The following is a 25,800-nucleotide window of genomic DNA, read 5'->3' as shown; positions in this document are numbered from 1 at the left end:
GAAACTTTGCAAAAACAACAGGCCCGTAGCTTATGGGGCTGCTGCGCAGCCCATCGCCGGCAAGCCGGGCTCCCACAGGGACCGCGAAAATCTTGAGGTCTGCGCCGTACCTGTGGGAGCCCGGCTTGCCGGCGATGGGCCGCAAAGCGGCCCCAAATCGCTCAACTGACTGGCACCAGGGTAAACCCGCTCCCACAGAGTCCCTGCTAAATCAAGGAGTTATGTGGAGTACCATAGGAGCGGGATCCTACTCCAGTGGAATGGTCAGGCGATCGATCACGGCACGGGTTTCAGGCCGCACCCCGCGCCACCAGGCGAAAGCCTCCGCCGCCTGCTCGACCAGCATGCCGACACCGTCGGCCAGGCGCGCCACACCCTGCGCCTGGGCCATGTGCAGGAACGGCGTCAGGCCTTTGCCATACGCCAGCTCGTAAGCCAGCCGCGTCTCGCCCAGCACGCCTTGAGGTAGCGGCGGCAGCTCGCCGGTGAGACTCGCGGAAGTGGCATTGACCACGATGTCGAAGGACTGTCCCTCCAGCTCCTCATAACGGCTGATGCGCAGCCTTGGGTGGTCCAGTTCGTTGCGCAGGCTGAGCGCCTTGGCCATGTCACGGTTGGCAAGCACCAGTTCGCTTGGCCCCGCCTCCAGGAACGGCAGCAATGCACCACGTACCGCGCCACCGGCGCCGAGCAACAGTACCCGCCGATTGGCCAGTGGTTCACCGAGGTTTTCCTCGATATCCCGCAGCAAGCCGATGCCGTCGAAGTTCTCGGCAAAGATACGGCCATTCTCGAACTTCAATGCATTGGCCGCCCGCGCCAGCTGTGCGCGCTCGCTGCGTTGGTCAGCCAGCTCGAAGGCGCGCAGCTTGAACGGCGCGGTGATGTTCATGCCCAACCCGCCACCGTTGCGAAAGTTCAGCACCTGGGCCTCGAAGCCCTCGAGCTCGCCCTCGATGGCGCCGTACTCCAGGCACTGGCCACTGGCCTGGGCGAACAGGCCATGAATCAACGGGGACTTGGTGTGGTTGATCGGTCGGCCGATCACTGCATAGCGGTCGCTCATCGTGCATCTCCGTGGGTGAACAGCACACCGTCTGCCTGCATGGCGGTGATTTCTTCAGGGCTGAAACCTAGGCCGGCGGCCACTTCGGCATTGTGCTGACCGAGGTCCGGGGCCACTTGGTGGATCGTGGTGTCGCACTCGGAAAAGCGGAACGGCAGGTTGGGCAGGCGCAAGGTACCGTAGCGCGGGTGCTGCTGCTCGATGACCATGTTGCGCGCCTGGATCTGTGGGTCAGCCACGACCTCGTCGATGCGTTGAACCTTGGCGCTGGGGATGTCGATGTCATCGAGCAATTGCAGGATATCGGCTACCCGGCGCGCACCAACCCAGTCACGCACCACGGCCAGGATCGCCTGGCGGTGGGCGTTGCGGCCATTGAGGCTGTGGTAGCGGCTGTCGCTGCCGAACCCGGGCGGGCCACCGTTGGCTTCGAGCATCGCGGCAAAGCGCTTCCAGGCGTCGTCGACCTGGGCGGCGATTACCAGGTCACCATCAGCCGCACGAAACACGCCGTACAGGGTGGAGGTGGGCATGTCATGGCCGGTCTGCTCGGGCAGGACCGTGCCATCGGACAAGGTGTAGCACTGCACCGCGTATTCATGCATCGACACCAGCGTGTCGTAAAGGGCCATGTCGATGTGCTGGCCCCGGCCGCTGTTCAGTCTGCCCAGCAGCGCCGCATTGATCGCCGCCACGGCATGGATGCCGGTGTACATGTCGCCCAGGGAAATGCGCAGCAACGGCGGCGCTTCGCCCGGCACGCCGACCATCTGCATGATCCCGCTCTTGGCCTCGGCGATCAGCCCGAAGCCGGCGCGGTGGGCATCCGGGCCGGTGTGGCCGTAAGCGGAAATCGAGCAGTACACCAGACGCGGGTTGCGCGCTGACAGCTCGGCATAGCCCAGGCCCAGCTTGTCCAGGGCGCCGGGGCGATAGTTTTCGATGAACACATCGGCCGAGTCGGTAAGGCGCTGCATGAATGCTTTGCCACGCGGGTCCTTCATGTTCACGCTGACGCCCTGCTTGCCCATGTTCAGTTGCAGGAAGTAACCGCTCTGCTGTTCATCAAGGGTAAACGCGTGCTGGCGGCCGGCATCGCCGCTGCCCGGCCGTTCGACCTTGATCACCTCGGCGCCCAGTGCTGCCAGGCAACGGCCCACATAGGGCCCGGCCAGGAAGTGGCTATAGTCGATGACGCGAATACCCGCCAATGGCAATGCCTGGCTCATGCCTGCACCCTCCGGGGCACCATCAGCCGGTGCTCGCCACGCTGCACGACTTCGCCATGCTGGTTGATCAGTTCCGACGGCAAGACCACGATGCCCCAGCCAGGTCGGCTGTTGCTCGGGCGCATCGCCCCCACGCGCATGCGCACGTGCAGCACATCGTCGACCTTGATCGGCAGCACGAAGTCCCAGGTCCAGCCCAGCGACATGCCCGGTACAAAGCGGTATTCGCACTGGGTCTTCAGGCCGTCGGCGATCGACAGGCCGAACAGGCCATGGGCAACCAGGCAGCCGAAGTGGCTCGCGTTGGCGTACGCCTCGTCGACATGCACCGGGGTGTGGTCGCCGGTGAGTTCGGCGTAGGCCAGGATGCGTTCGCGGGTAACGGTGTAGGTGGGGCTGATGCATTCATCGCCTTCGCAGGCATCGTCCCAGTATTTTTCCACCACGCTCATGCCACCACCTCTGCACGTGGGTCGATGGCCAGTGCCTGGGCGACGCATTTCGCCGGCAATGCCTGAATGAACTCGACGGCCAGGCCGTCAGGCAGGCGCAGCCAGTTGCGGCCCTGAGGCATTTCGCTGACGCCGAAACGCTGTGCGGCGGCCAACGCGGCTTCGAGGTCCTCGCACATGATGCCCAGGTGTGCCATGCGCCCTTCCGGGCCGGCAAAGTCCGGCTGGTGGATGAACTGCAGGCCACCAAGGGTCCAGTACTGCGCAGGCTGCTCGGCGTCACCCTGCATCTCGCGCATGGTCATGCCGCACACCTCGCTGAAAAAGCGGATGTGCCACTGGATGTCCCGCACCCAGAACGCAACGTGTTCAAGGTAGGCTTTCGGCTGGCTCATGGATTACTTCCCTTCTGCTGATCGGCCATGGCGCGCTCGATACCCTTGATGCAGGCAACCAGGGTCGCGTTGACCGGCGTAGCCACGCCGTGGCGCTGGCCCCAGCGCACGACGGAGCCGTTGATGAAATCGACCTCGGTGACCGAGCCCTTTTCCAGGCTCTGCAGCATTGAGGTACGGAAGCTTGCCGGCAGGCCTTCAGCTGCCAGGCACCACGCAGCGTCCGGGCTGGTGAGGCTCAGGCGGATGCCGGCCCGCTCGGCGACGGCGATGGCTTCGCTGACCGCTGCCTTGGCGGTGCTTTCCAGCAGCGGCTCGCTGTACAGCTGGCCATAACTGAGCATGGTGATGCCGCTGAGCGCGCCTGTCGCGACGTTGACCAGCAGCTTGTCCCACATGGTGCCGAGAATGTTGTCGCTGACCGTGGTGGCGAGCCCGGCGCCATTGAAAGCCTCGGCGATGGCCTGCACACGCGAGGTCCGTTGGCCGTCGAGCTCGCCGATGAAGGTGTGTTTGCCTGCCACGCCGGCACGGATCGAACCCGGCGCCAGCAGCACGCCACCGACGTAGGTCTTGCCGGCCAATACCCGCTCACGCCCCACGGCCTCGGCCAGGATGTCTTCGTGGCCAAGACCGTTCTGCAGCGATAGCACCAGCGTCTGCGGCCCGATCAGCGCCTTGGCACCGGCAATCGCCTCGCTGGTGTGGAACGACTTGACCAGCACCACTACCAGGTCGGCCACGCCCACGGTTGCCGCGTCGCAAGCCGCCTTCACCCGGACCTGCCGCTCGCCGCGTTCATCCTGCACCCGCAGCCCGCGCAAATTCATCGCCTCGACATGCGCCTGGCCACGATTCAACAGCCAGGTTTCGTGCCCCGCCTCGCTCAAGGCCGCACCAATGGCGCAACCCAGGGCGCCGGCGCCCAGAATGCAGATTTTCAAATCGCTGACCTCCTGTGGTTTGCGACCACCTTATGCAGCGAGGCTTATTTCGGCTATACAATGGCCTCAATACACTTATTGAGTTTCGCAATAATGAGCACGCTCGATGCCTTGCCTGATCCCAAGCTGCTGCAGCTGTTCGATGTGCTTTACCACTGCCGTAGCGTGACCCGTAGCGCTGAACAGCTCGGCCAGAGTCAACCTACCGTGAGTATCTGGTTGGGGCGCTTGCGTGAAGAACTGAACGACCCGCTGTTCGTGCGCACCCCCGGGGGCATGGCCCCTACCCCGCGGGCAGACCAGTTGATCGGGCCATGCCGCGAGGTGCTGGAATCGCTGCGGCGCCTGACTACCTGGGAGCCGCAATTCGTTCCGGCCACGGCCCAGCGTCGCTTTCGCCTGTGCGTCAGTGATGCCAGCCATATCACCCTGCTGCCCAGCATCCTCAACCACCTGCGTACCCATGCGCCGGGTATTCGCCTGGAGGCGGCGCGCATAGATGGCAACACCGAAAGCGCGCTGGAGTCCGGCGAGGCGGACCTGGCCATCGGCTTTGTGCCTTGGCTGGGTGCGGGGATGTATCAGCAAGTGTTGTTCGAACAGGACTGGGTCTGCCTGAGCAACCCACAACACCCTCGTTTGGGCAAAGGCATGAGCGTGGCGCGCTACCAGGGCGAGGGGCATGTACAGATCAGTGCCGGGACCGGGCAAAAGTTACTGGAGGCTGGTTTGGCGCGGGCCGGCATCGAACGCAGGATCATGCTGGAGCTGCCGGCGTTTCTAGGGTTGGGGATGATTGTCGGGTCGACCGACCTGGTGGCAACGCTGCCACGGCACATCGGGCAGACACTTGCCGACATGCATGGTCTGCAGGTGCACGATTGCCCGTTTGCAGTGGAGGGCTTCACGGTCAAGCAGCATTGGCACGCGCGCTACCAGCAAGACAGCGGGAATCGCTGGATGAGGGAGGTGGTTCGGGGCTTGTTTCAAGCAGGTGCCAGTTAGCACACCAGACGAACGCCTCCCTCGCCGAGCTTCCTTGCCTGGAAGCATCGGGGTGCGAGTCAGGCAGCAGGCTTGAGCACCACCTTCGTCCAGCCATCATCCCGCGCATCAAAGTGCTTGTAGGCATCGGGGCCTTCAGCAAGCGTCAAACGATGGGAAATTATCTGGGAAGGCTTGGCGCGCCCATGATGAATGAGCTGCGCCAGGCGGCGATTGTAGGCCTTCACGTTCGCCTGGCCTGTGCGGATGAATTGGCCCTTGAACCAGAACGCCCCGAAATCGAAGGCCATCTTGCCCTGCTTCGCCAGGTCGTTCTTCGCACCCGGATCTTCTGGCACGAACACACCCACGACGCCTATGCCACCGGTAGCCTTGGTCGAGGCAACCAGGTTGTTCATGGTGAGGTAGTTCGCTTCATGGCCATGCTTGTCGCAGCACTGGTAACCCACGCATTCGCATCCCCGGTCGGTGCCTTTGCCGTGGGTCAGGTTCATGATCTCGTCCACAGCCTTCTGCTCGACCGCGTTGATGGGGGTTGCCCCTAGCTGCGCGGCCAGCCTCAAACGATCCGGCTGGTTGTCGATCACGAACACCTCGGAGGCACCTTTGATGATTGCCGAATAGGCCGCCATCAACCCGACAGGGCCCGCTCCATAAATCGCAATGCTCTCGCCCGGCTGCAGGCCGGCCAGCTCTGTCGCATGCCAGCCAGTGGGAAAAATATCCGAAAGCATGACGTAGTCATCTTCACGTTCCTGGGCGTCCTCCGGCAGCACCAGGCAGTTGAAATCAGCGTATGGCACACGCAACAGCTCGGCCTGGCCACCTTGGTAGGGACCCATGTCGGCAAAACCATATGCGGCCCCGGCAGCACCCGGATTGGCAGTGAGGCAGAACCCTGTCAGGCCTTTTTCGCAGTTTTCGCAGAACCCGCAGCCGATGTTGAACGGCAGGCTGACCCAGTCACCGACTTTGACGCGGTCCACCCCTGCCCCCACCTCGATCACCTCACCGAGGTTCTCATGGCCGAACACACGCCCGGCCTCGAACGATGTGCGCCCCTCATACATGTGAAGGTCGGACCCGCAGATGTTCGTGGTGGTGATGCGCACCAGCGCATCGGTAGGTTTCTCGATCCTTGCATCGGCAACATTCTTGACGGCGACGTCGCGCGGTGCGTTGTATACGATTGCTTTCATGCTGAACTCCCAGAAGTCAGGGGCGATGGAAAAGCGCCCTACCCTGTTGGGGTAATGGATTTACCTCAGGTGTTCAGTGCTGTACGTGAATAGCAGATCAGTGGCGCTAATCATCGTCGCGCCTTGGATCTAACCACGCTATAGCATTTTCTCCAGCCCGATCGCGCTGCTGAGCCAGGAATTGAAGTGTCGCCACCAACTCCCCGGTTCCTTGGTCAATGTATGTTGCTTGCCATCGTCTTCGGTGACCCATACCAGCTGATTCTTTTCCAGCCGGGTGTGATAACTGAGAGCCGGTGCCATCCCCTCCAGAGCCAGTTCGCGCACCCGTCCAGCAAGCTCAGGGTCATCGACCAACACGCCGACTTCGGTATTCCACAACAAGGAGCGCGAGTCGAAATTGAACGAGCCGATAAACGCTTTCTGCTGGTCGAATATCATCGCCTTGCTATGCAGGCTGGACTCGGAGCTATTGGAGGATCCACCATGAAACAGGCCCAGCCCACTGTCGCTGTCGCCATTGTCACCGGATTGGCTGCGTAATTCGAACAACTGCACACCATGCTCCAGCAAGGTTTTGCGATAAGGCGCGTAAGCACCGTGCGCGGCGGGTACATCGGTGGCTTCCAGTGAGTTGGTCAGCAAGCTGATCGACACGCCAGCGTCGGCACGACGGGTCAGGTACACCACCCCTGGTTGGCCGGGCACCATGTACGCCGAGACAAGGATCAGCTCCTTGGATACCCCATTGAGCTCGGGTGCCAATTGGGTGGCCAACAACAAGTACGGGGCTGGCTCGCCACTCGACAAGACCTTGCTCGGTGCATCCCACATCGCTTTGTTCCAGGCCCAGATCAACTCCCTGCGCCAGTCATTCAGGCGTGGCTGGGTGGTATAGCTCATCAGTTGTTGATAGAGCGCATGATTCTGTTTGCGTACTTTCTCCAGGGACTCGTCCAGCCGAGTCCGGAGGTTTTTCAAGTCCCCGGTCGTCGGCCTGGTCGAGATGAACTGCTCGATGGGCTTGCTCAGGGCACTGTTCCAGTACTGGTCGAAACCATGTCCCAATTGTTCTGCAACCGGCCCGACGCCGAGCATGTCGATGTCGGTGAAATTCCTGTTGGGCTCGGCATCGAAATACTCGTCCCCCAGATTGCGCCCGCCGACGATGGCCGCACTGTTGTCCACCACCCACAATTTGTTGTGCATGCGCCGGTGCTGCCGGGCCAGGTTGAACAGCCGGCCCATGGTACGCGTCACGACGGTACTGCGGCCCAGGTGCAGTGGATTGAACACGCGGATCTGTATATGCGGATGCGCCGCCAGTGTCGCGATAATTCGCTCCAGGTCATCGCTGGTGGTGTCATCGAGCAAGATCCTGACGCGGACGCCGCGGTCGGCGGCGATGAGCAGCTCGCGCACCAGTATCCGAGTACTGATGCCGTCGTGGACGATGTAGTACTGCAAGTCGATGCTGCTTTGAGCATTGCGAATCAGCTCGGCGCGGGCGGCGAAAGCCTCGGCACTATCGGAGAACAAGCGAAAGCCCGACTGGCCCCGATGGGGGGCTGCCTGGGCCTGGATAGAACGACCGAACGCCGAATCGTTCGCAGGCAAGGCCTGACTGGGTTCGTGAGAGACAGTGGGCGTTGTACAACCACCAGACAGCAGGGCGAGTAACAGCAGAGCAGTAAGGGGCTGTTTGATTGTCACGGAGGCTACCCCGGGTGATGGCGATGAGGGTGCCGGGTCCCGAAGAATGGCCAGTCCCTTACCACCAGCATCCGGCCGTATCGACCTTGTGCAATGTTTCTTCGATCTGCGGTGTTGTTACAGAAGCGTAGTTCATCTCCTGCTGACCGCGGTGTCGCTTCTGGGCGTCACGGGCACCCAATGAGGGCCATCGGCATTGTCGGTGACGCTGAAAGTTAACTGGCTTTGTAAGCGCGACGCGAACTCTGTGGGAGCGGGTTTACCCGCGAAGCAAGCGCCGCGATGGATGGCACCGGCGGTGCCGGTGTTCGCGGGTGAACCCGCTCCCACAATGATTGCTGTTGGGCAAAATGACAGCTAACGGTCGGTCGCGGATGGCTGCTAACGACCCAAGGCGGAAATCTGTAACCGGGGCCGCTTCGCGGCCCATCGCCGGCAAGCGCGGCTCCCACAGGTACAGCGCATGCCTGAAAGCTGGTGATATTCCTGTGGGAGCCGGCTTGCCGGCGATGAGGCCGGTACTGACAACAGTGCTTTGGATCACTGTCCGCTTTGGGTCGATACCGGTCGGTAGTGACTGACGGCTTTCGACCCAGAGCAGCCCTTGAGCAATACTATGACGAAGCAGTAGCGTTGGCAGCAAGGTTGACGAGTAATACTCTGGTAAAAGAATGTCCTTCAATTCGCATAAGAAAAAACTGCTAGATGACATCGAGCCACTCTCGCACCGTGCGTCACATGCGCGCTCATGCGACCTGCTGGTAGCTCAAAAAATAGGATTGCCTCGTGATGCTGTAATTGAACTGGTGGCGCGTCAAACTGGCGTCAATCTCCATAAGCCACAGTCTGTTGCCGAACTGCTGATCGCTTTAGCGGAGCTGGAGAAAATACGCCTGGGTCAATAGTGGCTATCCCAGCCTGGAGTCTTCGTCTGAGGCTGTCAGAGGAACTGACCGCTATGGGTCGGTAGCAGACCAATACTCCCTCTTAACTCTTCGAAAGCTGGGCACATCTGTGCTGCATCGCTTCCAGCCCCCAAGGATCTACGTTCGGTAAACCGACGAGCTCTAGTCATAGAGTGTTCATCCGTGAAACCTAGGTATGGATGTGCGATACCCATGGACGATGGTGCAGGCCCCAAGCCAGGGTTACCGCGTGATTGCCCATGACCGCCGTGGCCACGGTCGCTCCACACAGACCGACAAAGGCAACGACATGGACACCTACGCCGCGGAACTTGCGGAACTGGTTGCGCACCTGGATCTGAAGAACGCCGTGCATATCGGCCATTCCACTGGCGGTGGCGAGGTTGCCCGCTACGTCGCACGCCATGGTGCCGGCCGCGTCGCAAAGGCGGTGCCGATCGGCGCGGTGCCGCCGATCATGCTGAAAACCGCGAAGAACCCCGGCGGCCTGCCGCTCAAGGTGTTTGACGGCTTCCGCGAAGCGCTCGCCGCCAGCCGCTCGAACTTCTACCGCGACGTCGCAGGGGGCCCCTTTTACGGCTTCAACCGGCCGGGCGCGAAGGTCTCCGAAGCGGTGATCGGCAACTGGTGGCGCCAGGGCATGAACGGCGGGGCCAAGGCCCATTACGACTGTATTGCGGCCTTCTCGGAAACCGACTTTACCGAAGACCTGAAGCAAATCGCCGTGCCGACACTGGTGCTCCACGGTGAGGACGATCAGATCGTCCCCCTCGACGACTCCGCGCGCCTCTCGATCCAGCTGCTTCGCAACGGCACCCTGAAGACCTACCCCGGTCTGCCCCACGGCATGTGCACCACCCACGCCGAGACCATTAACGCGGACCTGCTGGCCTTCATCAAGGGCTGATGCCGCTGCAAGCGAAAGCTCCGGGGCACAGAGCCCCAGGCTTATTCCATTCAGAGCTGCGACAGCCCGCCATCGACGCACAGGTCGACGCCGGTGATGAAGCTGCTGTCGTCCGAAGCGAGGAACAGCGCAGAGTTCGCCAGCTCTTCAGGGCGACCGAGCCGACCCAGCGGAATTAACCCCGCCAGTTGCCTTTCGAACTCACCGTACTGCGCCTCGCCGATGCCCATCTTGCCGATGATCGGCGTCCGGACCGGGCCGGGGCTCAGGCAGTTGACGCGGATGTTACGGCCCTTGAGTTCCGCTGCCCAGCTGCGGGCAAAGGAGCGCACCGCCGCCTTGGTCGCCGCGTAGACAACGTGGGCCTCCAGCGCCTTCAGGTGGGCGATGGACGACACCAGCACGATGGAGCCGCCGTCACGCAGCAGCGGTAGCGCTTTCTGGATGGTGTAGAAGACGCCTTTGACGTTGATATCGAACTGCTCGTCAAACTGCTCTTCATCGACCTGATCGCCCGGAGCCGGACGGATGACGCCAGCGTTGGCGACCAGCACATCGAGGCGGCCGAAGCGCTCTCCGATCTGCTGGTACAGGTCGTCCAGCTCCTCCAACCGGCTGGCGTCGGCGCAGATGCCCACGGCGTTTTCACCGATGAGCTCGACCGCCTCCTCCACCGCTTGCCGACGACGCCCGGTGATGACCACCTCGGCGCCTTCCTGGGCGAATCGTTGCGCGGTGGCCAGGCCGATACCGCTGTTGCCGCCCGTGACCAGGGCGACCTTGTTGCTTAGCTTTCCCATCATATCTCCAACGTTGCTTGTGAATCCGCTCGTTTGGGAGGTCGCAAATCGGGAGCACGCAGCAGGTCCTGTTGCAGGGGCAGATAGCGCTCGATCTTTTCCGCCAGGCGTTCGCGGCGCTCGGCCAGCTGGGCCTGCAGCGCGTCCAGGGCCACCAGTTTTTCCAGGTGCTGCTGCAGGCAGGCGAGAAAGCCTTCGCTGTCCTCTTCCTCCTCCAGGTACTGCAGCAGGCCGTGGATCTGCCGGGTGCTGAAGCCGCACTCGAGCAGCTCGCGCACCCAGAGCACGCGTTGCACCATGGACGCGGCGTAGTCGCGATAGCCATTGTCCAGCCGCGCCGACTCGATCAGCTGCTTCGACTCATAGTGGCGAAGCGCGCGTGTACTGACGCCGGCGCGTAAGGCCAGCTCTCCGATTTGCATGTTGACCTCCGATGGGGAGCACTCTGGGGGCTTGACGCTAGTGTCAAGGTCAAGCCCCCTTTCGCTTTTTCAGTCGGCCATTGTGGGATGCGCCGGCAGGGTGAACTGCACCGCCGCACCACGGGGCTGGTTGGCGCTGGCCCAGAGATGGCCGCCATGGCTGTCGATGATCGAGCGGCAGATCGACAGCCCCATGCCCATGCCGGTGGCCTTGGTGGTATAGAACGGCGCGAAGATCAGGTCGGCGTTGTTCTCGGCGAACCCCGGGCCGTTATCGCACACCCTCACTCGCACGCCACCCGCATCGGACTCGGAACAGACCAGTAGGTGGCGCTCGCCAACGGGCACACCGTCCATGGCTTCCAGGGCATTGACGATCAGGTTGAGCATCACCTGCTGCAACTCTACCCGGTCACCCTCCACTTCCGGCAGGCCGTCGGCAAGTTCGACGCGCACCACGGCGCCGCACTTGGCCGCCTCGCCGCGGGTGAAGTCGACCATCTCGCGCAGCGCCGCGCTGACGTCCACGGCCTGTTTCTGCGGCGGTGTCTTGCGGATCAGCTGGCGGATGCGCCCCAGCACCTCGGCGGCGCGGTTGGCGTCCTTGATGATGCGCCCCAGCACCTGGCTGACTTCACCCAGCTCCGGCGGCTGTGCCCCCAGCCAGCGAAGGGCGGCATTGGCGTTGGTCACGGTGGCGGCGATCGGCTGGTTCACCTCGTGGGCGATAGACGCTGCCAGTTGTCCCATGGTCGCCACGCGGTTGGCGTGGGCCAGTTCGTTCTGCACCTCGCGATAGCGACGTTCGCCCTCGCGCACGCGCTCCTCGGCCTGCTTGCGCTCGGTGAGGTCGAGCACGAAGGCCACCCCCTCCTGTTGGCTGGCCTCGAAGGCCGCCAGGCCGACGATCACCGAAACGCGGCTGCCGTCCTTGCGGATGTATTCCTTCTCGAAGGGCTGTGCATGCCCGGTCCGGATAGCCGAGGCAAGGTGCGCTTGACTCAGCGCGAAGGACTCCGGCGGTGTCAGGTCGTGCCAGCGCACGCGGCCGGAAAGCAGGTCATCACGCTCGTAGCCGACCATGCGCAGGAAAGCGTCGTTGGCTTCTGCTATCTCGCCGCCCGCACTCCAGACGATGATGCCGATGATGTTGGCGTCCACCAGCCGGCGAATCCTCGCTTCGCGTTCCGCGGCGTCGCGATAAAGGCGCGCGTTCTCCAGCGAGGTCGCCGCCTGCGAGGCCAGCAGTCGCAGCACGGCGATCCGTGCAGGGCTGAACACGCACGCCGAGAGGTTGTTCTCCAGGTACAACGCGCCGGTGAGCTTGCCCTGGTTCATCAGCGGCATGCAGAGGATCGAACGCGCGCCGTGCTGCCGGACATAGGGGTCGGTAGTGAGGCCCGGCTCGGCCATGGCGTCGTCCAGGCACAGGCTCTCGCCAGTGCGCAGCACCTGGTAGAGCACCGTCTCGGCCAGCGTCGCCGCGCGGATCGGTTCGTTGCACAACTGCATCGCGTCGTCGCCGACAGTCGCCAGCGCCGCTATGCGTGGCTCACCCGCTTCGGCAAGAACCAGCACGCCACGCTCGGCGCCGGCCTGCTCGATGGCGGTGCGCATCACCATGTCGATCAGCTTCTCCAGGACGATCTCGCCCGAGGCTGCCTGGGATACCTTGAGCACGGTGGCCAGGTCCAGGTGCTCCACCGGGGTGGCAATGGTCGCGGTCGGGCCGGGCGCGGGCTCCTCGTTGCGCAGGTAGCGATGTTTCCCTTCCAGCTGACGCACCTTGCCATCGGCGCCCCAGCGCAGGTAGCCGTATCGCGCGTCCTGCAGGTAGACGCGGGCGATCTTGGCCAGGCCGCGCGCGCCGTAGAAGCGCCCCGCCAGCTCGTTGGCCAGCGCCTCGATCTGCACGAAGCCGTTGTCCTGCGCCTGGCGGATGGCCTCTTCGTAAAGCAACTCTGCGTCGACCAAACGCCCTTCGGCCCGGGCGATTTCCGCGCCCACCAGAGCAACCCGGCAGGCGAACGATTCGCCGCACTGCCGTGCCCACTCCTGCAATTGCGCGTGATGCACGGCCAGCTCTCGCAGGCGCTCAGATTGCTCATCGACAGCCGCGGAATCGAAAGTGGCAGCCAGCGTCAGCGCCGCATGGAGGTGGTATTCGGACTCCTCAGTAAAGGTCTCCACAACCCACAGCAGCGCCTTCGCCCGCGCCACACAGTGCATGGCCGCCGCCTGATCGCCCGCCATGCAGCGGGCCTGCAGCTTGCGTATCCAGTACTTGGCCGCTGCCAGCGCCAGGCCCGGCGTGCTGTCCAGGTGCGCCTCGAAACGCGCCTCGTCGAACAGCTCATCGTCGAAACAGCCGAAGGTCGGGGTCTGCCCGCGCAGCGTACGGATCAGCGCCAGCTGCGTGCTTATGAAGTCCACCACCAGGCCGAAGCGCACCTTCTGCGCATAAGCCAGTCCCTGCTCGGCCTCTACGTGCACCTGCGCCAGCGGCTCGCCGAGGAACAGCACATCAGCGATATGGCCGTTACCGGCATAGGCGGCGTAAGCCAGATCGCCGACGCGGTTGGCCGCGACGAAAGCCCGGCGCAGCAGTTCCCGGCACTCGCGCACCGGGCGCATCCAGCGCGCCACGAACATCGAGAAGCACAGGTAGGTGCGAGCCTCATGACGATTCATCCCGCGCCGGTCGACCAGGTCGCAGCCCAGGCGACCGAAGTGGTAGCCGGCTTCGTAGTCACCGAAGCGGCGGCCGGCAATCCTTCCCACGTTCGCATAAAGCATGCAGGAGGCGTCGCAGTTGCCCCGCTCCAGACTCAGGCTTACGGCCTTGCAGATGGTCAGGCTAGCCAGGTTGGCGTCGCTCTGCAGCGCCGGGGCGAAAAGTTTGCCGAGGGCATCGAGAGTCGCCAGGGAGGCGGCGTCCTCCATCAGCGGAAGGTCGATCAGTTGCTCGATACTGCGCTCGCCCAACTGCGTCCAGATCTGCTGGTATTCCTCGCGCACCTGCTCGTCGTCCGGGTGCGCCGACCAGTGGATGCCGACTGCGTCCAGGTAGGCTAGGCATACGGCGACCGCCCTGTCGCTGCGGTCCTGCAACAGGCACACGTCCATCTGCAGGCAGGCCACCGCCGCCTGCTCCACCGTGGTGGCGGCGCGTGGCGTCAGCGCGGTGAGCCGCTCATCGGCCTGCGCCAGCTGGCCCGTGAGAAATTCGCATTCGGCACAGTTGAGTTCCAGGGCAAAGCCCAGGTCGTGACGGCGTTCCCAGAAATCGCCGTCGAGCAGTTGCATGCCGGCGCGCAGATAGGCCAACGCCGAGGTGTAGGCGCTTGAAGCCTTGGCGCGCTGCCCGGCCAGCAGATTGTACTCGGCCAGTTGCTCGCGCTCGGCGCGAGCCTCGATCAGCCGGGCGCCGCGATTGAGCTGACCGACGATCTCGAAGATCGCTTCTTCGCGGCGTTCCGCCGGCGTCTGCTCGGCCAGCAGGCGACCGATGCGCAGGTGCGCCTCGGCACGGGCGGTTTCGGCGATCAGCGAATACGCTGCCTCGTGGATGCGGTCGTGGACGAAAGCGCAGGCGCCTTCCAGGCGCTCCACCAGTTCCTGGCGCACAGCCGACCAGAGTATTGAATGCACCTTCACCGGCGGCAGGTCGAGCACGGTCGCCAGGGTACTGATCTGCGCGGTGTTGCCCAGGCAGGCCAGCTGCTGCAGCGCCTGGCGGGTTTCCAGCGGCAGGCGCGCGAGCTTGCCGACCATCAGGTCGACGACGTTGTCGGTAAACCCCTTGGCGTGGATGCGCTCCGGCTCCCAGCGCCAACGCCGCGCCTCGTGGTCGTAAGTCATCAACTGTTCCTCGGCCAGCGCCTGGAGGAACTGGATGACGAAGAACGGGTTGCCGGCGGTCTTGTCCTGCACCAGCCGGGCCAGCGCGACGATGCTCGGCGGCGGACAGCGCAGGGCCTCGGCAATCAGTTGCTCGATGTGCGCCCGGGCTAGCGGCGCCAGGCGTATCTCGTCGATGCGCACGCCGGCCTGGCGGATGGCTTGTAGCTTGCGAGTCAGCGGATGGCTGGCATCCACCTCGTTGTCTCGGTACGCGCCCACCAGCATCAGGTGGCGCAGCTCCGAATGGGTGAGCAGATCTTCGAGCAGGTCGAGGGTCGCCGCATCCAGCCATTGCAGGTCGTCGAGGAACAGCGCCAGCGGGTGATCGGCGCGGGCGAACACGCCGATGAAACGGCGGAACACCAACAGGAAGCGGCGCTGCGCCTGTTGCGGCTCAAGATCGGGCACCGGCGGCTGGTCGCCGATGATCAGCCGCAGCTCGGGAATCAGGTCGGTGATCAACCGGGCATTGGGCTCCAGCGCCTGCAAGAGGTCGCTGCGCCAGCCCTCCAGCACGTCACCGCTTTTGCCCAGCAACGTGCGCACCAGCCCCTGGAAGGCCTGCACCAGTGTCGAGTAGGGAATGTCGCGCTTGTACTGGTCGAACTTGCCGGAAGCGAACAACCCGCGCGGCGGGACCAGCACCTTGTGCAGCTCGTTGACCACCGAGGACTTGCCGATTCCAGAATAGCCCGACACTAGCACCAGCTCCGGCGTGCTGCTGGCGACGATGCGCGCGAAGGCCTCGACCAGCATCTCCACTTCCCGCTCGCGACCGTAAAGTTTCTCGGGCACCAGCAGGCGATCGGGCGTGCCCTGTTCGTCCATGCTGAAGGCTTCGATGCGCCCGCTCCGCTGCCAGTCGTCCAGGCAACGGCGCAGGTCGTGTTCGACGCCGGAGGCGCTCTGGTAGCGCTCCTCGGCGGTCTTGGCCAGCAGCTTGAGGACGAGTTGCGAGAGCATCGGTGGCAAGCCGGCAACCCGTTCGCCGGGCGGCGTTGGCTTGCGCGCGATGTGGCAGTGCACCCATTCCATCGGGTCGCTGGCGGAAAACGGCAGCGTGCCGGTGAGCATCTGGTAGAGGACCACGCCAAAGGCATAGAGGTCGCTGCGCGAGTCGACGGAGCGGTTCATCCGCCCGGTCTGTTCCGGCGCCATGTAGGCCAGGGTGCCGGCGATGGTCTCCGGCGGTTCGGGCGCCTGACGCTCGCGCGGCAACCGCGAGGCCAGGCCGAAGCCGGTCAGGCGGGCCTGGCCATCGGTGCAATTGACCTGGATGTGATTGGGCTTGAGGTCCTTGTGCACCAGGCCGCGCTGGTGTAAGTGGCGCAGCGCCACGGCGATGTCCACGGCCAGGCGCAGGCAGGTTGCGATGTCCAGCGGCTGGCGCAGCACACGGGACAACGGCTCGCCGCCGGGGTCATCGAGCAGCAGGCGGGTCTTGCCGCCTTCACGGTGCAGCGCCTGCGGGCGCAGTGCCCAGGCGCTGTGCAGTTCGTCGCGCAGGCTGTACTCGTGGGCCAGCCGTTCCAGCGTGGCGGGCAACGGATGTTCAGCGGCCGGGCGCACAAGCAGCACGCTGGCGCCGTCGTCACCGGATGGACGGACGCGGCAGAATACCCGCTCGCCGTCGTCCCATAGGATCTTCTGTTTGCTGGCCATCGGTTCGGCAACCTCTGAAAGGTTTTCTGCTGCCCCCAGTGGTCAGCGACTGTTATGCGATACGCGTGGCGGCGCTCAGGTCGTCCGCTGCAACGGCTCGACGCCCAGGGCCTCGGCCATGCGCACCAGATCGGCGACCGAGCGGGCGGCCAGCTTCTTCATCACCTGGCCACGGTGAACCTTGACGGTCACTTCGCTGAGGTTGAGCTCGGCGGCGATCTGCTTGTTCATCAACCCCGCGACGACGAAGCGCAGCACTTCGCGCTCACGCAGGGTCAGCGCCTCGAAGGCCTGTCGCAGCGCCGCGCCGGACTGTTCGACCTGCAGCCGCTCACCGTCGCGGGCCAGGGCGCTGGCCACCGCGTCGAGCATGTCCTGGTCGCGAAAAGGCTTGGCGAGGAAGTCCACCGCGCCGGCCTTCATGGCCTTGACCGTCATCGCGATATCGCCGTGGCCGGTCATGAAGACGATGGGCATACGCACCCCGCTCTTCTCCATCTGCTCCTGGAACGCCAGGCCGCTCTCGCCGCGCAGGCGCACGTCGAGCACCAGGCAGCTGGGGACGTCACGCCGGGCAAAGGACAGAAAGGCCTGGGTCGAATCGAAGGTCTGCACCTGCAAGCCGATGGAGCGCAGCAGGCCATCGAGGGCGAGGCGCATGGACTGGTCGTCATCGACCACATAGACCACCGGCTCCTTCGGGCCTTGCGGCGAATTGGAATGCGACGACGAGCTCATCTTGCCTCCTTCGGGGACCGCGACACTCGCGGTGTGCAGATCAAAAAATTTAGTCCATGATGGGGCCCGCGGCAAAGTGCCAGCCCACTGGTCACGGGGCCGGAGCGATACCTTCGGGATATTGGCCATAACGCTGCTGCGCGCAAGGCTAGCCTGGCGAAGCGAAGCGCCGCCAGGCCAGAAACCCCTGAATATCGGCCACACATTCGGCCAACTTCCGACCGGCCACCCGAACAGGCAGAACCTCTATGGCAAGCACCTTTGCGCCCCCTTACCCGCTCCCGGCAACGACGCCGATCACCGTCGCCTTCGTCGCCTACCCGCAGATGGGCCTGCTCGACCTGAGCGGCGCACAGACCGTGTTCTGGGCCGCCAGCAAGGCCCTGGCGCAGCGCGGCCTGCCCGGCTACCGGCTGCTGACGGCGAGCCTGCGCGGCGGACTGGTGAGCACCGTCGAAGGACTGTCGGTGGATAGCAGCGTGCTGGCTGAACTCGACCTCGCCGAGGTCGACACCCTGGTCGTCCCGGGCGCCCCGGAGATCGGCGAAACCCTCGACAGCCACGGCGAACTGGCGGTCTGGCTGAGCCACGCGGCGTCAAAAGTGCGCCGGGTGGCCTCCGTGTGCAGCGGCGCCTTCCTGCTGGCCAAGGCCGGGCTGCTCGACGGCTGCCGCGCCGCGACCCACTGGGCTCTGTGCGACACCCTGCAACAGCGCTTCCCGGCTCTGGAGGTGGACGCCGACGCGATCTTCATCCAGCAGGGCGCGGTCTGGACCTCGGCAGGGGTCACCGCCGGCATCGATCTGGCACTGGCGCTGGTGGAAGCCGACTGCGGCCGCGATGTCAGCATGCAGGCGGCGCGCGAGCTGGTGGTCTACCTCAAGCGCCCTGGCGGGCAGGCGCAGTACAGCACCCTGCTGCAAATGCAGACTCAGGACAGCCCGGCCTTCGACGAGTTGCACCTGTGGCTGGCGGAGAATCTGGGGGATCCGGAACTGACCGTGGAACGCCTCGCCGAGCAGGCGAAAATGAGCCTGCGCAATTTCTCCCGCGTGTACAAGGAACGTACCGGGCGCACACCGGCCAAGGCCATCGAACTGTTGCGCCTGGAAGCGGCAAAACGCCTGCTGGAGAACTCCTCGCGCAACATCGAGCAGATCGCCCGCGCCTGCGGTTTCGCCGACGAGGAACGGCTGCGCAGCACCTTCCAGCGCCACCTGTCGATCTCCCCGCGCGACTACCGCAGCCGCTTCAGCCGCTGAGCCTCGCTCAGGCCACGGCCAGCGCCAGCGAACGCTCCGGCTGCAGCTCCAGGTGGCGGGCAAAGCAGCCACGCACCGGGCGCAGGCTGCGAATGAACAGCGGGTCGTCGAACATCGTCCGCAAGCGGTTCAGCGCACTGCTGACGGTGGCCTGGCAGAGGAACAGGCGTTCGCCCGCCCGGGTCACGTTGCGCTCGCGCATCATGGTTTCGAAGACAACCAGCAAGTTGATATCAACATGTCGCAGGTCATTTCTGTTCATGGTTTCGCCCGCCTGGTGAAAGTTGCATCCGAACTGCCTTTCGCAGAGCCGGCTCACTTCTCCAGGCTTGCGATGTGATTGCAGGCTATTCAGGCGTAACCGCTGAGTCAGTTGTACATGGGTGCAATATCGCCACCCGTTGGTTATCCGAACTAATACCTGGGTATTGTTCCGCTCAACGTCCTGCTGCGAATATCACCCGCATCAGACGGCCAGCCGGAATATCCATACCCAGGTGTTGCCCGACTATACCTAGGTATACTTCTCCGACTTGTTCGACGGCGTATCTTGCAAATACGGCAGGCGCCGCCACGCGCGCCCCAGAGGATGCAAAAGACGCAAATGCGCATCAAGGCTGTCATTGCAGTAGTCGACGACGATGAATCCCTTCGCACCGCACTGGAAGGCCTGCTGCGCGCCACCGGCTACCTGGCGCGCACCTACGCTGGGGCGCGCGAGTTCCTCGGCTCCGACGGCCCGGAACTGGCCAGCTGCCTGATCTCCGATATCCAGATGCCGGGCATGTGCGGCGTGGAGCTCTATGAAGCGCTGCGCAGCCGTGGCCTGGACCTTCCGGTGATCTTCATGACCGCCTACCCCGGCGAGCGGCCACGTATCAGCACGGACATGCCCGGCGTTATCGCCTGCCTGCCCAAGCCGTTCGAAGCGGAACAATTGCTGGCCTGCATCGAAACTGCCCTAGTTCTGAAATCCTGAACGCGAAAATCCCCCGCAAGCTATTCCCGTCCCTGATCACTGCACTGCAGCTCCCCGTCGATACCTTCGTATAGTTCTCTTCAACACATGCGTAATTCCTGCACACCGATGTAGAAGTGCGCCCGGAAGTTTTCCTCCCTAGCATGGACTCACAGCGGATGACTGCAGACGGCACAACGCAAACCAGGTTTGCAACTACCCGTCAGCGTCACGCCGAACTTGAAGCAGTGACTTCAAGGAAATTCATCCATTCGAGTCAGGAGCACATGATGAAACAGCAACTTCTGGTTATTGGCGCGGGCTTCGGTGGACTGTGGAGCGCACTGAGCGCCGCCCGCCTGCTGGACATGCACGGCCGCAACGATGTGGAAATCACCCTGTTGGCGCCGCAGCCTGAACTGCGCATCCGCCCGCGCTTCTACGAACCCGATGTGCACAGCATGTTCGCTCCGCTGACCGAGCTGTTCGAGGTCGTGGGCGTGCGCTTCGTCAAGGGCACCGCCGAGAGCATCGACGAGCAGTCCCGCAAGGTCGGCTACCGCGATGAAACCGGCCGCGCTGGGGAGCTGAGCTACGACCGCCTGGTACTGGCCAGCGGCAGCCACCTGTCCCGCCCGCCGGTACCGGGCCTGAACGAGCATGCCTTCGACGTCGACCAGATCGAATCGGCGGCGCATCTGGAAAGCCACCTGATGTCGCTGCGCAACCAGCCGGCCGGTCGCGCACGCAACACCGTGGTGATCGCCGGCGGCGGCTTCACCGGTATCGAGACCGGCACCGAAATGCCGGCCCGCCTGCGTGCGATACTGGGTGAAGACCAGGATGTCCGCGTGGTCATCGTCGATCGCGGCGAGCGCATCGGCGCGGTAATGGGCGAAGGCATCCGCCCATCGATCATCGAGGCCTCCGACAGCCTGGGCATCGAATGGATCACCGGCGCCACCGTCGCGGCCGTGGACGCCAACGGCGTGACGCTCGCCGACGGCCGCCACATCGAGAGCCACACAGTAATCTGGACTGTGGGTTTCCGCGCAAGCCCGCTGACCGAACAGCTGACAGCCCAACGTGATGGTCAGGGCCGCCTGCACGTGGACGGCAACCTCAAGGTTCGTGGACTGCAGAACGTCTTCGCCGCCGGTGACGTCGCCTACGCCGCGACCGACGATATCGGCAACTTCGCCGCGATGTCCTGCCAGCACGCCATCAGCCTCGGACGCCACGCCGGCAACAACGCCGCCGCCGACCTGCTTGGCGTTGCCCCGACCCAGTACCGCCAGCCCAAGTACGTCACCTGCCTAGACCTCGGCGCCTGGGGCGCCGTGTATACCGAAGGCTGGGACCGCCAGCTGAAGCTGGTGAAGGCCGAGGCCAAGGAACTCAAGACGCAGATCAATACCGTCTGGATCTACCCGCCGGCCGCCGACCGCCGCGCCGCCCTGGCCGCCGCTGACCCGCTGATCCCGGTGGCCTGATCGCTCTATCCACTTTATTCGCTCCGCCCGCACTCCCTGGCCCCGAGGGAGCGCCATTCGCCTGATGGACCGGACCTAACAAGCAACAGGAGACCACCATGACCATGCACCTGAATACCTTCGCCCAGCCCGATGCCACCACCCCGGCCCAGGAACTGGTGCCTTCGCGCTACGCCCTGCGCGTGGGCGAGATCGACGTGCTGGTGGTCAGCGACGGCGTGCTGCCGCTGCCGACCGAAACCATGTCGACCAACGCCACGCCGGAAGAGCGCGCGGCGTGGTTCAAGGAGATGTACCTGGGCCCGGACATGTTCGACTGGGCACTGAACGTGCTGCTGGTGCGCAGCGGTGAGCAGACCATCCTGATCGACGCCGGCCTGGGCAACCAGTTCCCCGGTTTCCCCCGCGCCGGGCAGCTCCCCAAGCGCCTGAAGGATGCCGGCATCGAGCTGTCGTCGATCACCGATATCGTGATCACACACATGCACATGGACCACATCGGCGGGCTGCTGACCGACACTGTGAAGAACGGTCTGAGCCCTGAGGTGCGCATCCACGTCACGGCTACCGAAGTCGACTTCTGGAAGATCCCGGACTTCAGCCTGACCGAAATGCCGCAGCCAGTCCCAGATGTCCTGCGTCGCACTGCCAATGAATTCATGGCGCATTACGAAAGCCGGCTGCACATCTTCGAGGACGAACACCAGGTTGCGCCGGGCGTGGTGTCCAAGCTTACCGGCGGTCACACCCCCGGCCATTGCATCGTCTACGTCGATTCCGCCGGCGAGCGCTTGACCTTCGCCGGCGACGCGCTGTTCCCGGTGGCTTTCGACCACCCGGAATGGCACAACGGCTTCGAGCACGACCCGGAAGAGTCGGTCCAAGTGCGCGTGCGCCTGCTGCGCGAGGCGGCGGCAAGTGGCGAACTGTTCGTCGCCACCCACCTGCCCTTCCCTTCGGTTGGCCGCGTAGCCATTGATGGTGATACCTTCCGGTGGATTGCAGGCTTCTGGAACTACTGATACCAAATGTTCTACCCCTGTTCCGCTGGATGCCTTTCAAGGACCCAGCGGGACAAGGGTTTTGATTTTCAATGTCAGTAACTGGTTAGTAGCAGAGGCGCACCTTCAGGCGCAGGCAAGTATTCAAATAGAAGAGTTTTGGATTCCGCTGGTAACTCCCCTCAAAAGGCTCCGGCCTGTATCCCGGTGCTAAAAGAGATAACATCGTCAAACCTCAGTCTGTTCCGCCATCTCCAGAGCGTCATCGACCTCAATGCCCAAATACCTAACCGAACTCTCCACGACCAGCAGCTTTAGACCCAGAGCGGCCGCTCGACGAACTCTATCTTCAGCCTCCCAGCAGGCGTTTGAGCCACGAGTTGTCGTAAACTGCTCAAAGCCTTGGGCTGCCTGTACATAAGGAAAAGTGAATTTTATGACAACACTTCTTGAATGCTCAAATGAGGTTTTCAGTCGTGGAACCGTATTCAGAGCCAAGGGTTCATACCCGTATGAAGATGTTGTCGATTTCATGGTTTTTGAAACACTGGACGAGGATCGTCGCTTTGGGCTGATGGTTACCACTGGCTATAAGGCCGGCCTGCCGCTGGTTTGGCTACCTAGGGAGAGCAATGCCGAATGCCTTGGCCTCAGCAAGGAGTGGGTTTTGGCCAACTGGGGCAAGTGGATCTATCCGGACTGTGAAGTCTCACAAGTCCTTGTGATTGAAGGCTATAAACCTGGTTCGCACCCCTCCAGATGCTGAGCGGTTGGTGTCGCACCGAATCGACTCTGGTTTTCGTAGACGCCTCGAACGACTGCTCTGGGTCGAAACCGGTCATCCCCGACCGGCAGCTATCGACCCAAGGCGGACACTGATCCAAAGCTCTGTAGTCAGTGCAGGCTTCATCGCCGGCAAGCCGGCTCCCACAGGAGTATCACCAGCCTTCAGGCATGCGCTGTACTTGTGGGAGCCGCGCTTGCCGGCGATGGGCCGCGAAGCGGCCCCGGTTACAGATGTCCGCTTTGGGTCGAAAACGGCCACTCGTGAACGGCCGCCTTCTTCCATGGCGAGCTTCGCAGTCTGGCGTCGCCGCTCATTGGCTTGGCTGCGTCTCCTCCTGCTTGAAAACACGAAATCCGCGCGCCTGATAATTTCCAAGCGCGGCAGGATGGTCGAACGTGCATGTGTGTACCCACACCCGCTCTGTACCTTGCCATTCCCACGCAGATCGAACAGCGTGACTCAAGAGTGCCCCGCCGAAGCCGCACCCTAGAAACTGCGGTGCCAACCCGAAGTAGCGGATTTCGCAGTTACAGCCATCGGGGCGATAAAGCTCGTAATAGCCGGCTATCGCGCCGCGGTGATAGGCAACCCAGGTACGGTGGCACTCCTGTTCAACGAGTGCCTGCCATTCGGAACTGCTCCAGCTATCAAGATCGCCCCACTCCCAGGGCGTTCCTACCAGCTTGTAGAGAAACCGATTGAATTCCGCCTGAGGCACTTCACATTCGATGATCTGAAGGTCGTGACGCTGTGGTTTTTCCTGCAGCTCGGAAGCCGAGGTCATTTCCAGGTAATAAGTAATGCAAGACCGTTCCATCGTAGACTCCCTGCGTCTTCCCGCTAGCGATCAACAAGCATGCCAGCTGCGGCTCGACTGCGGCTACATCTGATGTCTGCTTCGGCTAGAAAGCAGTCGCTATCAAGTAATGGATAACGCTTGGCTCGCGTTGCGCGAACCACAGCTTGGCGCAATCGGAATCAGCCATGGCATCTTGCGCTAGTGCCATCCCCAAACCCGTACCGTAGCATCTCCTTGCCCAAACGTATTGCACCAAGCAAGGAGAAAACATGGTTACCGACACCGCATTGATCACTGGCGCCTCGGGTGGCATCGGACTGGAACTGGCACGCCTCCATGCGGCCAAGCGTGGCGATGTCGTCCTGGTAGCGCGCTCGCGTGACAAGCTGGAGTCCATCAAGCAGGAACTTCAGACTCGATACGGCGTGAAAGTGTATGTAATCGTGGAAGACCTGGCCGATCCTGGCGCAGCAGATCGGGTATTCGCTGCCACCGAAGCATTGGGGTTGTCCATCGACGTTCTGATCAACAACGCCGGGTTCGGTGGCCACGGGAAGTTCGTCGAACGCGACATCGCTGGCGATCTAGCCATGATGCAAGTGAACATGACCGCGCTTACCGCTCTGACCCATCATTATCTGAAGGCGATGGTGTTGCGTCGACGCGGGCGTATTCTCAACGTCTCGTCGACCGCCTCGTTCATACCAGGCCCCCTGCAGGCGGTTTATTACGCCACGAAGGCATTCGTGACATCCTTCACCCAGGCTATCGCCGAGGAAACCCGGGAATACGGTGTAACCGCCACTGCGCTGTGCCCGGGCGCGGTCGCAACAGGTTTCGTCGCCGCAGGTGATCTGCAGGGTGTGGATGCCTGGAACAATGCCAGGACGGCACAATCCGTGGCGCAATGCGGTTACCAGGCCATGGAGCGCGGTGAACTGGTTGCGTTCAATGAAGGCAAGTTGCGCGTCATGCTCGACTGGATTGTTCCGCTGTTGCCTCGCAAACTGGTGCTCAGGATGTCCCGCAAGGCAATGGAAAAGGCATCCTGAGAAGGCCAGAGAAGCCCTGCCCGTTCGCCTTGCTGACTTGCGTGCCAAGGCAATGCGCTGCAAAGAGATACCTCGATAATGAAACAAGCCAAGAATTTCGCCGTGCATGCTGGGTGGAAGGTGATCATTGCTGATTTGGGAGTAGCGCCTGGGGACCTGCTGGCCTTGGCCGAGCTACCGGCTGATCTATTCAGCCGCAAGGACTCCGTGCTCTCGCCACCTGAGTATTTTCGACTTTTCGAAAGCCTTGAGCAGCTGGTCGGAGAGTCGCATCTACCACTCCGACTCGGTGGTGCCATTTCAGTCGAAGCCTTCGATCCGGCTCTTTTTGCTTGCCTGTGCAGCCCCGACTTCAACGTAGCGCTCGCCCGGCTTGCCGAATACAAGCGTCTGTGTGGTCCCTTGGCACTGGATGTGGTCTTCCACGACGCTTACACCGAGGTTTTTATCGAGTGCTATGGATACGACCGTCCGCTCCCGCGCAGCCTCCTTGCGATGGAACTGGTTTTCTTTACCCACCTGGCGCGCCTCGCCACAAGGCAAACGATCACCCCGCTGGAGGCAGAGTTGGTTGCGCTGCCCGAACCAGCAAAACCGTGCGAAGAGTTCCTGGGATGTAGCTTGCGACAAGGCAACTGCAATCGTATTCGCTTCTCCAAAGAAGATGCTGCGCGCCCTTTCCTTACCGAGAACGTTGCCATGTGGCAATTCTTCGAGCCGGAACTCCGGACGCGGCTTTCAAAGCTCGAAGCCGGCGCCACCACCCAAGAACGAGTACACAGCGCGCTGCTCGATATGCTGCCGAGCGGGCGGAGCAGCATCCATGATGTCTCCAGTCGTCTGGCGATGAGCAAGCGCTCACTCCAGCGTCATCTTGCAGACGAGGCACAGAACTATCAGGAGATACTCAATGACACGCGTCAGGGCCTGGCTTGCCATTACCTGTCTCGCTCAAACCTGTCCCCAGGGGAAATTGCGTTCCTGATCGGGTTCATGGATGCCAATTCTTTCCTGCGCGCCTTCAAAGCCTGGACAGGCATGACACCGGGCGAGTACCGGAGGCAGCACAGCCACCAAACGTGAGGGC

At 63.0% G+C, this 25,800-nt stretch carries 22 protein-coding genes and 1 pseudogene; 10 read left to right on the top strand and 13 right to left on the bottom strand.

Going from position 1 to position 25,800, the window contains the following annotated elements; genetic code table 11:
* Positions 1-247: 247 nt before the first annotated feature.
* From aroE to CAG34_RS04165, 5 genes are read right to left on the bottom strand one after another with little or no spacing between them, the layout of a single operon-like run.
* Positions 248-1,066 (bottom strand): shikimate dehydrogenase, encoded by an 819-nt coding sequence (gene aroE / locus CAG34_RS04185; RefSeq protein WP_085588192.1) that lies wholly within the window; start codon positions 1,064-1,066, stop codon positions 248-250.
* Positions 1,063-2,295, bottom strand: coding sequence for a CaiB/BaiF CoA-transferase family protein (locus CAG34_RS04180; RefSeq protein WP_085588190.1), 1,233 nt, complete (start codon positions 2,293-2,295; stop codon positions 1,063-1,065). Before CAG34_RS04180 ends, aroE begins: the two co-directional genes overlap by 4 nt.
* A complete protein-coding gene (locus CAG34_RS04175; RefSeq protein ID WP_075045462.1) occupies positions 2,292-2,747 on the bottom strand; it encodes a MaoC family dehydratase in 456 nt (151 codons plus the stop codon). Before CAG34_RS04175 ends, CAG34_RS04180 begins: the two co-directional genes overlap by 4 nt.
* Positions 2,744-3,142 (bottom strand): VOC family protein, encoded by a 399-nt coding sequence (locus CAG34_RS04170; RefSeq protein ID WP_025339475.1) that lies wholly within the window; start codon positions 3,140-3,142, stop codon positions 2,744-2,746. The genes CAG34_RS04175 and CAG34_RS04170 overlap by 4 nt, the downstream gene beginning before the upstream one ends.
* A complete protein-coding gene (locus CAG34_RS04165; RefSeq protein ID WP_085588188.1) occupies positions 3,139-4,086 on the bottom strand; it encodes a ketopantoate reductase family protein in 948 nt (315 codons plus the stop codon). Before CAG34_RS04165 ends, CAG34_RS04170 begins: the two co-directional genes overlap by 4 nt.
* A gap of 93 nt (positions 4,087-4,179) precedes the next feature.
* Between CAG34_RS04165 and CAG34_RS04160 the strand changes: the two genes are divergently transcribed.
* Complete coding sequence (locus CAG34_RS04160; RefSeq protein ID WP_085588186.1) at positions 4,180-5,091, top strand: LysR family transcriptional regulator; 912 nt, start codon at positions 4,180-4,182, stop codon at positions 5,089-5,091.
* A 59-nt stretch (positions 5,092-5,150) separates the two neighbouring features.
* Here the strand turns inward: CAG34_RS04160 and CAG34_RS04155 are convergent, their stop codons facing one another.
* Both CAG34_RS04155 and CAG34_RS04150 read right to left on the bottom strand, forming a co-directional pair.
* Positions 5,151-6,290 (bottom strand): glutathione-independent formaldehyde dehydrogenase, encoded by a 1,140-nt coding sequence (locus tag CAG34_RS04155; RefSeq protein WP_025339478.1) that lies wholly within the window; start codon positions 6,288-6,290, stop codon positions 5,151-5,153.
* Between the two features lie 138 nt (positions 6,291-6,428).
* Positions 6,429-8,003, bottom strand: coding sequence for a phospholipase D family protein (locus CAG34_RS04150; protein ID WP_085588184.1), 1,575 nt, complete (start codon positions 8,001-8,003; stop codon positions 6,429-6,431).
* Between the two features lie 671 nt (positions 8,004-8,674).
* Between CAG34_RS04150 and CAG34_RS27555 the strand changes: the two genes are divergently transcribed.
* Together CAG34_RS27555 and CAG34_RS04140 are read left to right on the top strand one after the other, a co-directional pair.
* The gene (locus tag CAG34_RS27555; protein ID WP_139833474.1) at positions 8,675-8,908 is read left to right on the top strand and encodes a hypothetical protein; all 234 of its coding nucleotides are present in this window, start codon (positions 8,675-8,677) and stop codon (positions 8,906-8,908) included.
* Between the two features lie 196 nt (positions 8,909-9,104).
* Positions 9,105-9,836, top strand: a complete 732-nt coding sequence (locus tag CAG34_RS04140; protein ID WP_305880078.1) for an alpha/beta fold hydrolase — start codon at positions 9,105-9,107, stop codon at positions 9,834-9,836.
* Positions 9,837-9,886: 50 nt separating this feature from the next.
* Here CAG34_RS04140 and CAG34_RS04135 read toward each other — a convergent pair whose 3' ends face one another.
* From CAG34_RS04135 to CAG34_RS04120, 4 genes are all read right to left on the bottom strand, one after another.
* Positions 9,887-10,636, bottom strand: a complete 750-nt coding sequence (locus CAG34_RS04135; RefSeq protein WP_085588182.1) for an SDR family NAD(P)-dependent oxidoreductase — start codon at positions 10,634-10,636, stop codon at positions 9,887-9,889.
* Positions 10,636-11,058 (bottom strand): MerR family transcriptional regulator, encoded by a 423-nt coding sequence (locus tag CAG34_RS04130; protein WP_085588180.1) that lies wholly within the window; start codon positions 11,056-11,058, stop codon positions 10,636-10,638. Before CAG34_RS04130 ends, CAG34_RS04135 begins: the two co-directional genes overlap by 1 nt.
* Positions 11,059-11,127: 69 nt before the next feature.
* Positions 11,128-16,623: an AAA family ATPase gene (locus tag CAG34_RS04125; RefSeq protein WP_085588178.1), complete on the bottom strand. Its 5,496-nt coding sequence runs from the start codon at positions 16,621-16,623 to the stop codon at positions 11,128-11,130.
* 75 nt (positions 16,624-16,698) lie between these two features.
* Positions 16,699-17,361 carry a response regulator transcription factor gene (locus CAG34_RS04120; RefSeq protein ID WP_085588176.1) on the bottom strand — a complete coding sequence of 221 codons (663 nt, stop codon included), beginning with the start codon at positions 17,359-17,361 and terminating at the stop codon, positions 16,699-16,701.
* 248 nt (positions 17,362-17,609) lie between these two features.
* Here CAG34_RS04120 and CAG34_RS04115 point away from each other — a divergent pair, with 248 nt between their 5' ends.
* Positions 17,610-18,623, top strand: a complete 1,014-nt coding sequence (locus CAG34_RS04115; RefSeq protein ID WP_178080862.1) for a GlxA family transcriptional regulator — start codon at positions 17,610-17,612, stop codon at positions 18,621-18,623.
* A 37-nt stretch (positions 18,624-18,660) separates the two neighbouring features.
* Here the strand turns inward: CAG34_RS04115 and CAG34_RS04110 are convergent.
* Positions 18,661-18,885, bottom strand: a pseudogene (locus tag CAG34_RS04110) (LysR family transcriptional regulator); the annotation flags it as partial.
* 342 nt (positions 18,886-19,227) lie between these two features.
* Between CAG34_RS04110 and CAG34_RS04105 the strand changes: the two are divergent.
* The 4 genes from CAG34_RS04105 to imm45 all read left to right on the top strand — a co-directional run bounded on the left by CAG34_RS04105 (position 19,228) and on the right by imm45 (position 22,841).
* Positions 19,228-19,602 carry a response regulator transcription factor gene (locus tag CAG34_RS04105; RefSeq protein WP_085588173.1) on the top strand — a complete coding sequence of 125 codons (375 nt, stop codon included), beginning with the start codon at positions 19,228-19,230 and terminating at the stop codon, positions 19,600-19,602.
* A 269-nt stretch (positions 19,603-19,871) separates the two neighbouring features.
* Entirely contained in the window at positions 19,872-21,074 is a 1,203-nt protein-coding gene (locus CAG34_RS04100) for an NAD(P)/FAD-dependent oxidoreductase (protein WP_085588171.1), read from the top strand.
* A 98-nt stretch (positions 21,075-21,172) separates the two neighbouring features.
* Positions 21,173-22,096 (top strand): MBL fold metallo-hydrolase, encoded by a 924-nt coding sequence (locus tag CAG34_RS04095; RefSeq protein ID WP_085588169.1) that lies wholly within the window; start codon positions 21,173-21,175, stop codon positions 22,094-22,096.
* A gap of 415 nt (positions 22,097-22,511) precedes the next feature.
* On the top strand, positions 22,512-22,841 hold the full coding sequence (gene imm45 / locus CAG34_RS04090; protein WP_085588167.1) for an Imm45 family immunity protein: 330 nt from the start codon (positions 22,512-22,514) through the stop codon (positions 22,839-22,841).
* A gap of 331 nt (positions 22,842-23,172) precedes the next feature.
* Here the strand turns inward: imm45 and CAG34_RS04085 are convergent, their stop codons facing one another.
* Positions 23,173-23,679: a GNAT family N-acetyltransferase gene (locus CAG34_RS04085; RefSeq protein ID WP_025339481.1), complete on the bottom strand. Its 507-nt coding sequence runs from the start codon at positions 23,677-23,679 to the stop codon at positions 23,173-23,175.
* A 251-nt stretch (positions 23,680-23,930) separates the two neighbouring features.
* On the opposite strand from CAG34_RS04085, the gene CAG34_RS04080 reads away from it, so the two are divergent.
* Together CAG34_RS04080 and CAG34_RS04075 are read left to right on the top strand one after the other, a co-directional pair.
* Positions 23,931-24,713 (top strand): SDR family oxidoreductase, encoded by a 783-nt coding sequence (locus CAG34_RS04080; RefSeq protein ID WP_085588165.1) that lies wholly within the window; start codon positions 23,931-23,933, stop codon positions 24,711-24,713.
* Between the two features lie 78 nt (positions 24,714-24,791).
* Positions 24,792-25,796, top strand: coding sequence for an AraC family transcriptional regulator (locus CAG34_RS04075; protein ID WP_085588163.1), 1,005 nt, complete (start codon positions 24,792-24,794; stop codon positions 25,794-25,796).
* Positions 25,797-25,800 lie beyond the last annotated feature (4 nt).

This window comes from Pseudomonas sp. B14(2017) (genome assembly GCF_002113255.1).
Classification (GTDB): domain Bacteria; phylum Pseudomonadota; class Gammaproteobacteria; order Pseudomonadales; family Pseudomonadaceae; genus Aquipseudomonas; species Aquipseudomonas putida_Z.
Note: the sequence above shows the minus strand (reverse complement) of the source record. Positions and strands in the feature narration are given on the sequence as shown.

Bases quoted from the DNA above. Each gene is read 5' to 3' on its own strand.
- CAG34_RS04105 (WP_085588173.1), top strand. From the start codon at position 19,228: ATGCGCATCAAGGCTGTCATTGCAGTAGTCGACGACGATGAATCCCTT.
- CAG34_RS04100 (WP_085588171.1), top strand. From the start codon at position 19,872: ATGAAACAGCAACTTCTGGTTATTGGCGCGGGCTTCGGTGGACTGTGG.
- CAG34_RS04160 (WP_085588186.1), top strand. From the start codon at position 4,180: ATGAGCACGCTCGATGCCTTGCCTGATCCCAAGCTGCTGCAGCTGTTC.
- CAG34_RS04180 (WP_085588190.1), bottom strand. From the start codon at position 2,295: ATGAGCCAGGCATTGCCATTGGCGGGTATTCGCGTCATCGACTATAGC.
- CAG34_RS04095 (WP_085588169.1), top strand. From the start codon at position 21,173: ATGACCATGCACCTGAATACCTTCGCCCAGCCCGATGCCACCACCCCG.
- imm45 (WP_085588167.1), top strand. From the start codon at position 22,512: ATGACAACACTTCTTGAATGCTCAAATGAGGTTTTCAGTCGTGGAACC.
- CAG34_RS04130 (WP_085588180.1), bottom strand. From the start codon at position 11,058: ATGCAAATCGGAGAGCTGGCCTTACGCGCCGGCGTCAGTACACGCGCG.
- CAG34_RS04155 (WP_025339478.1), bottom strand. From the start codon at position 6,290: ATGAAAGCAATCGTATACAACGCACCGCGCGACGTCGCCGTCAAGAAT.
- CAG34_RS04120 (WP_085588176.1), bottom strand. From the start codon at position 17,361: ATGAGCTCGTCGTCGCATTCCAATTCGCCGCAAGGCCCGAAGGAGCCG.
- CAG34_RS04135 (WP_085588182.1), bottom strand. From the start codon at position 10,636: ATGGGAAAGCTAAGCAACAAGGTCGCCCTGGTCACGGGCGGCAACAGC.
- CAG34_RS04075 (WP_085588163.1), top strand. From the start codon at position 24,792: ATGAAACAAGCCAAGAATTTCGCCGTGCATGCTGGGTGGAAGGTGATC.
- CAG34_RS27555 (WP_139833474.1), top strand. From the start codon at position 8,675: ATGTCCTTCAATTCGCATAAGAAAAAACTGCTAGATGACATCGAGCCA.
- CAG34_RS04085 (WP_025339481.1), bottom strand. From the start codon at position 23,679: ATGGAACGGTCTTGCATTACTTATTACCTGGAAATGACCTCGGCTTCC.
- CAG34_RS04080 (WP_085588165.1), top strand. From the start codon at position 23,931: ATGGTTACCGACACCGCATTGATCACTGGCGCCTCGGGTGGCATCGGA.
- CAG34_RS04175 (WP_075045462.1), bottom strand. From the start codon at position 2,747: ATGAGCGTGGTGGAAAAATACTGGGACGATGCCTGCGAAGGCGATGAA.
- CAG34_RS04115 (WP_178080862.1), top strand. From the start codon at position 17,610: ATGGCAAGCACCTTTGCGCCCCCTTACCCGCTCCCGGCAACGACGCCG.
- CAG34_RS04170 (WP_025339475.1), bottom strand. From the start codon at position 3,142: ATGAGCCAGCCGAAAGCCTACCTTGAACACGTTGCGTTCTGGGTGCGG.
- CAG34_RS04140 (WP_305880078.1), top strand. From the start codon at position 9,105: ATGGATGTGCGATACCCATGGACGATGGTGCAGGCCCCAAGCCAGGGT.
- aroE (WP_085588192.1), bottom strand. From the start codon at position 1,066: ATGAGCGACCGCTATGCAGTGATCGGCCGACCGATCAACCACACCAAG.
- CAG34_RS04125 (WP_085588178.1), bottom strand. From the start codon at position 16,623: ATGGCCAGCAAACAGAAGATCCTATGGGACGACGGCGAGCGGGTATTC.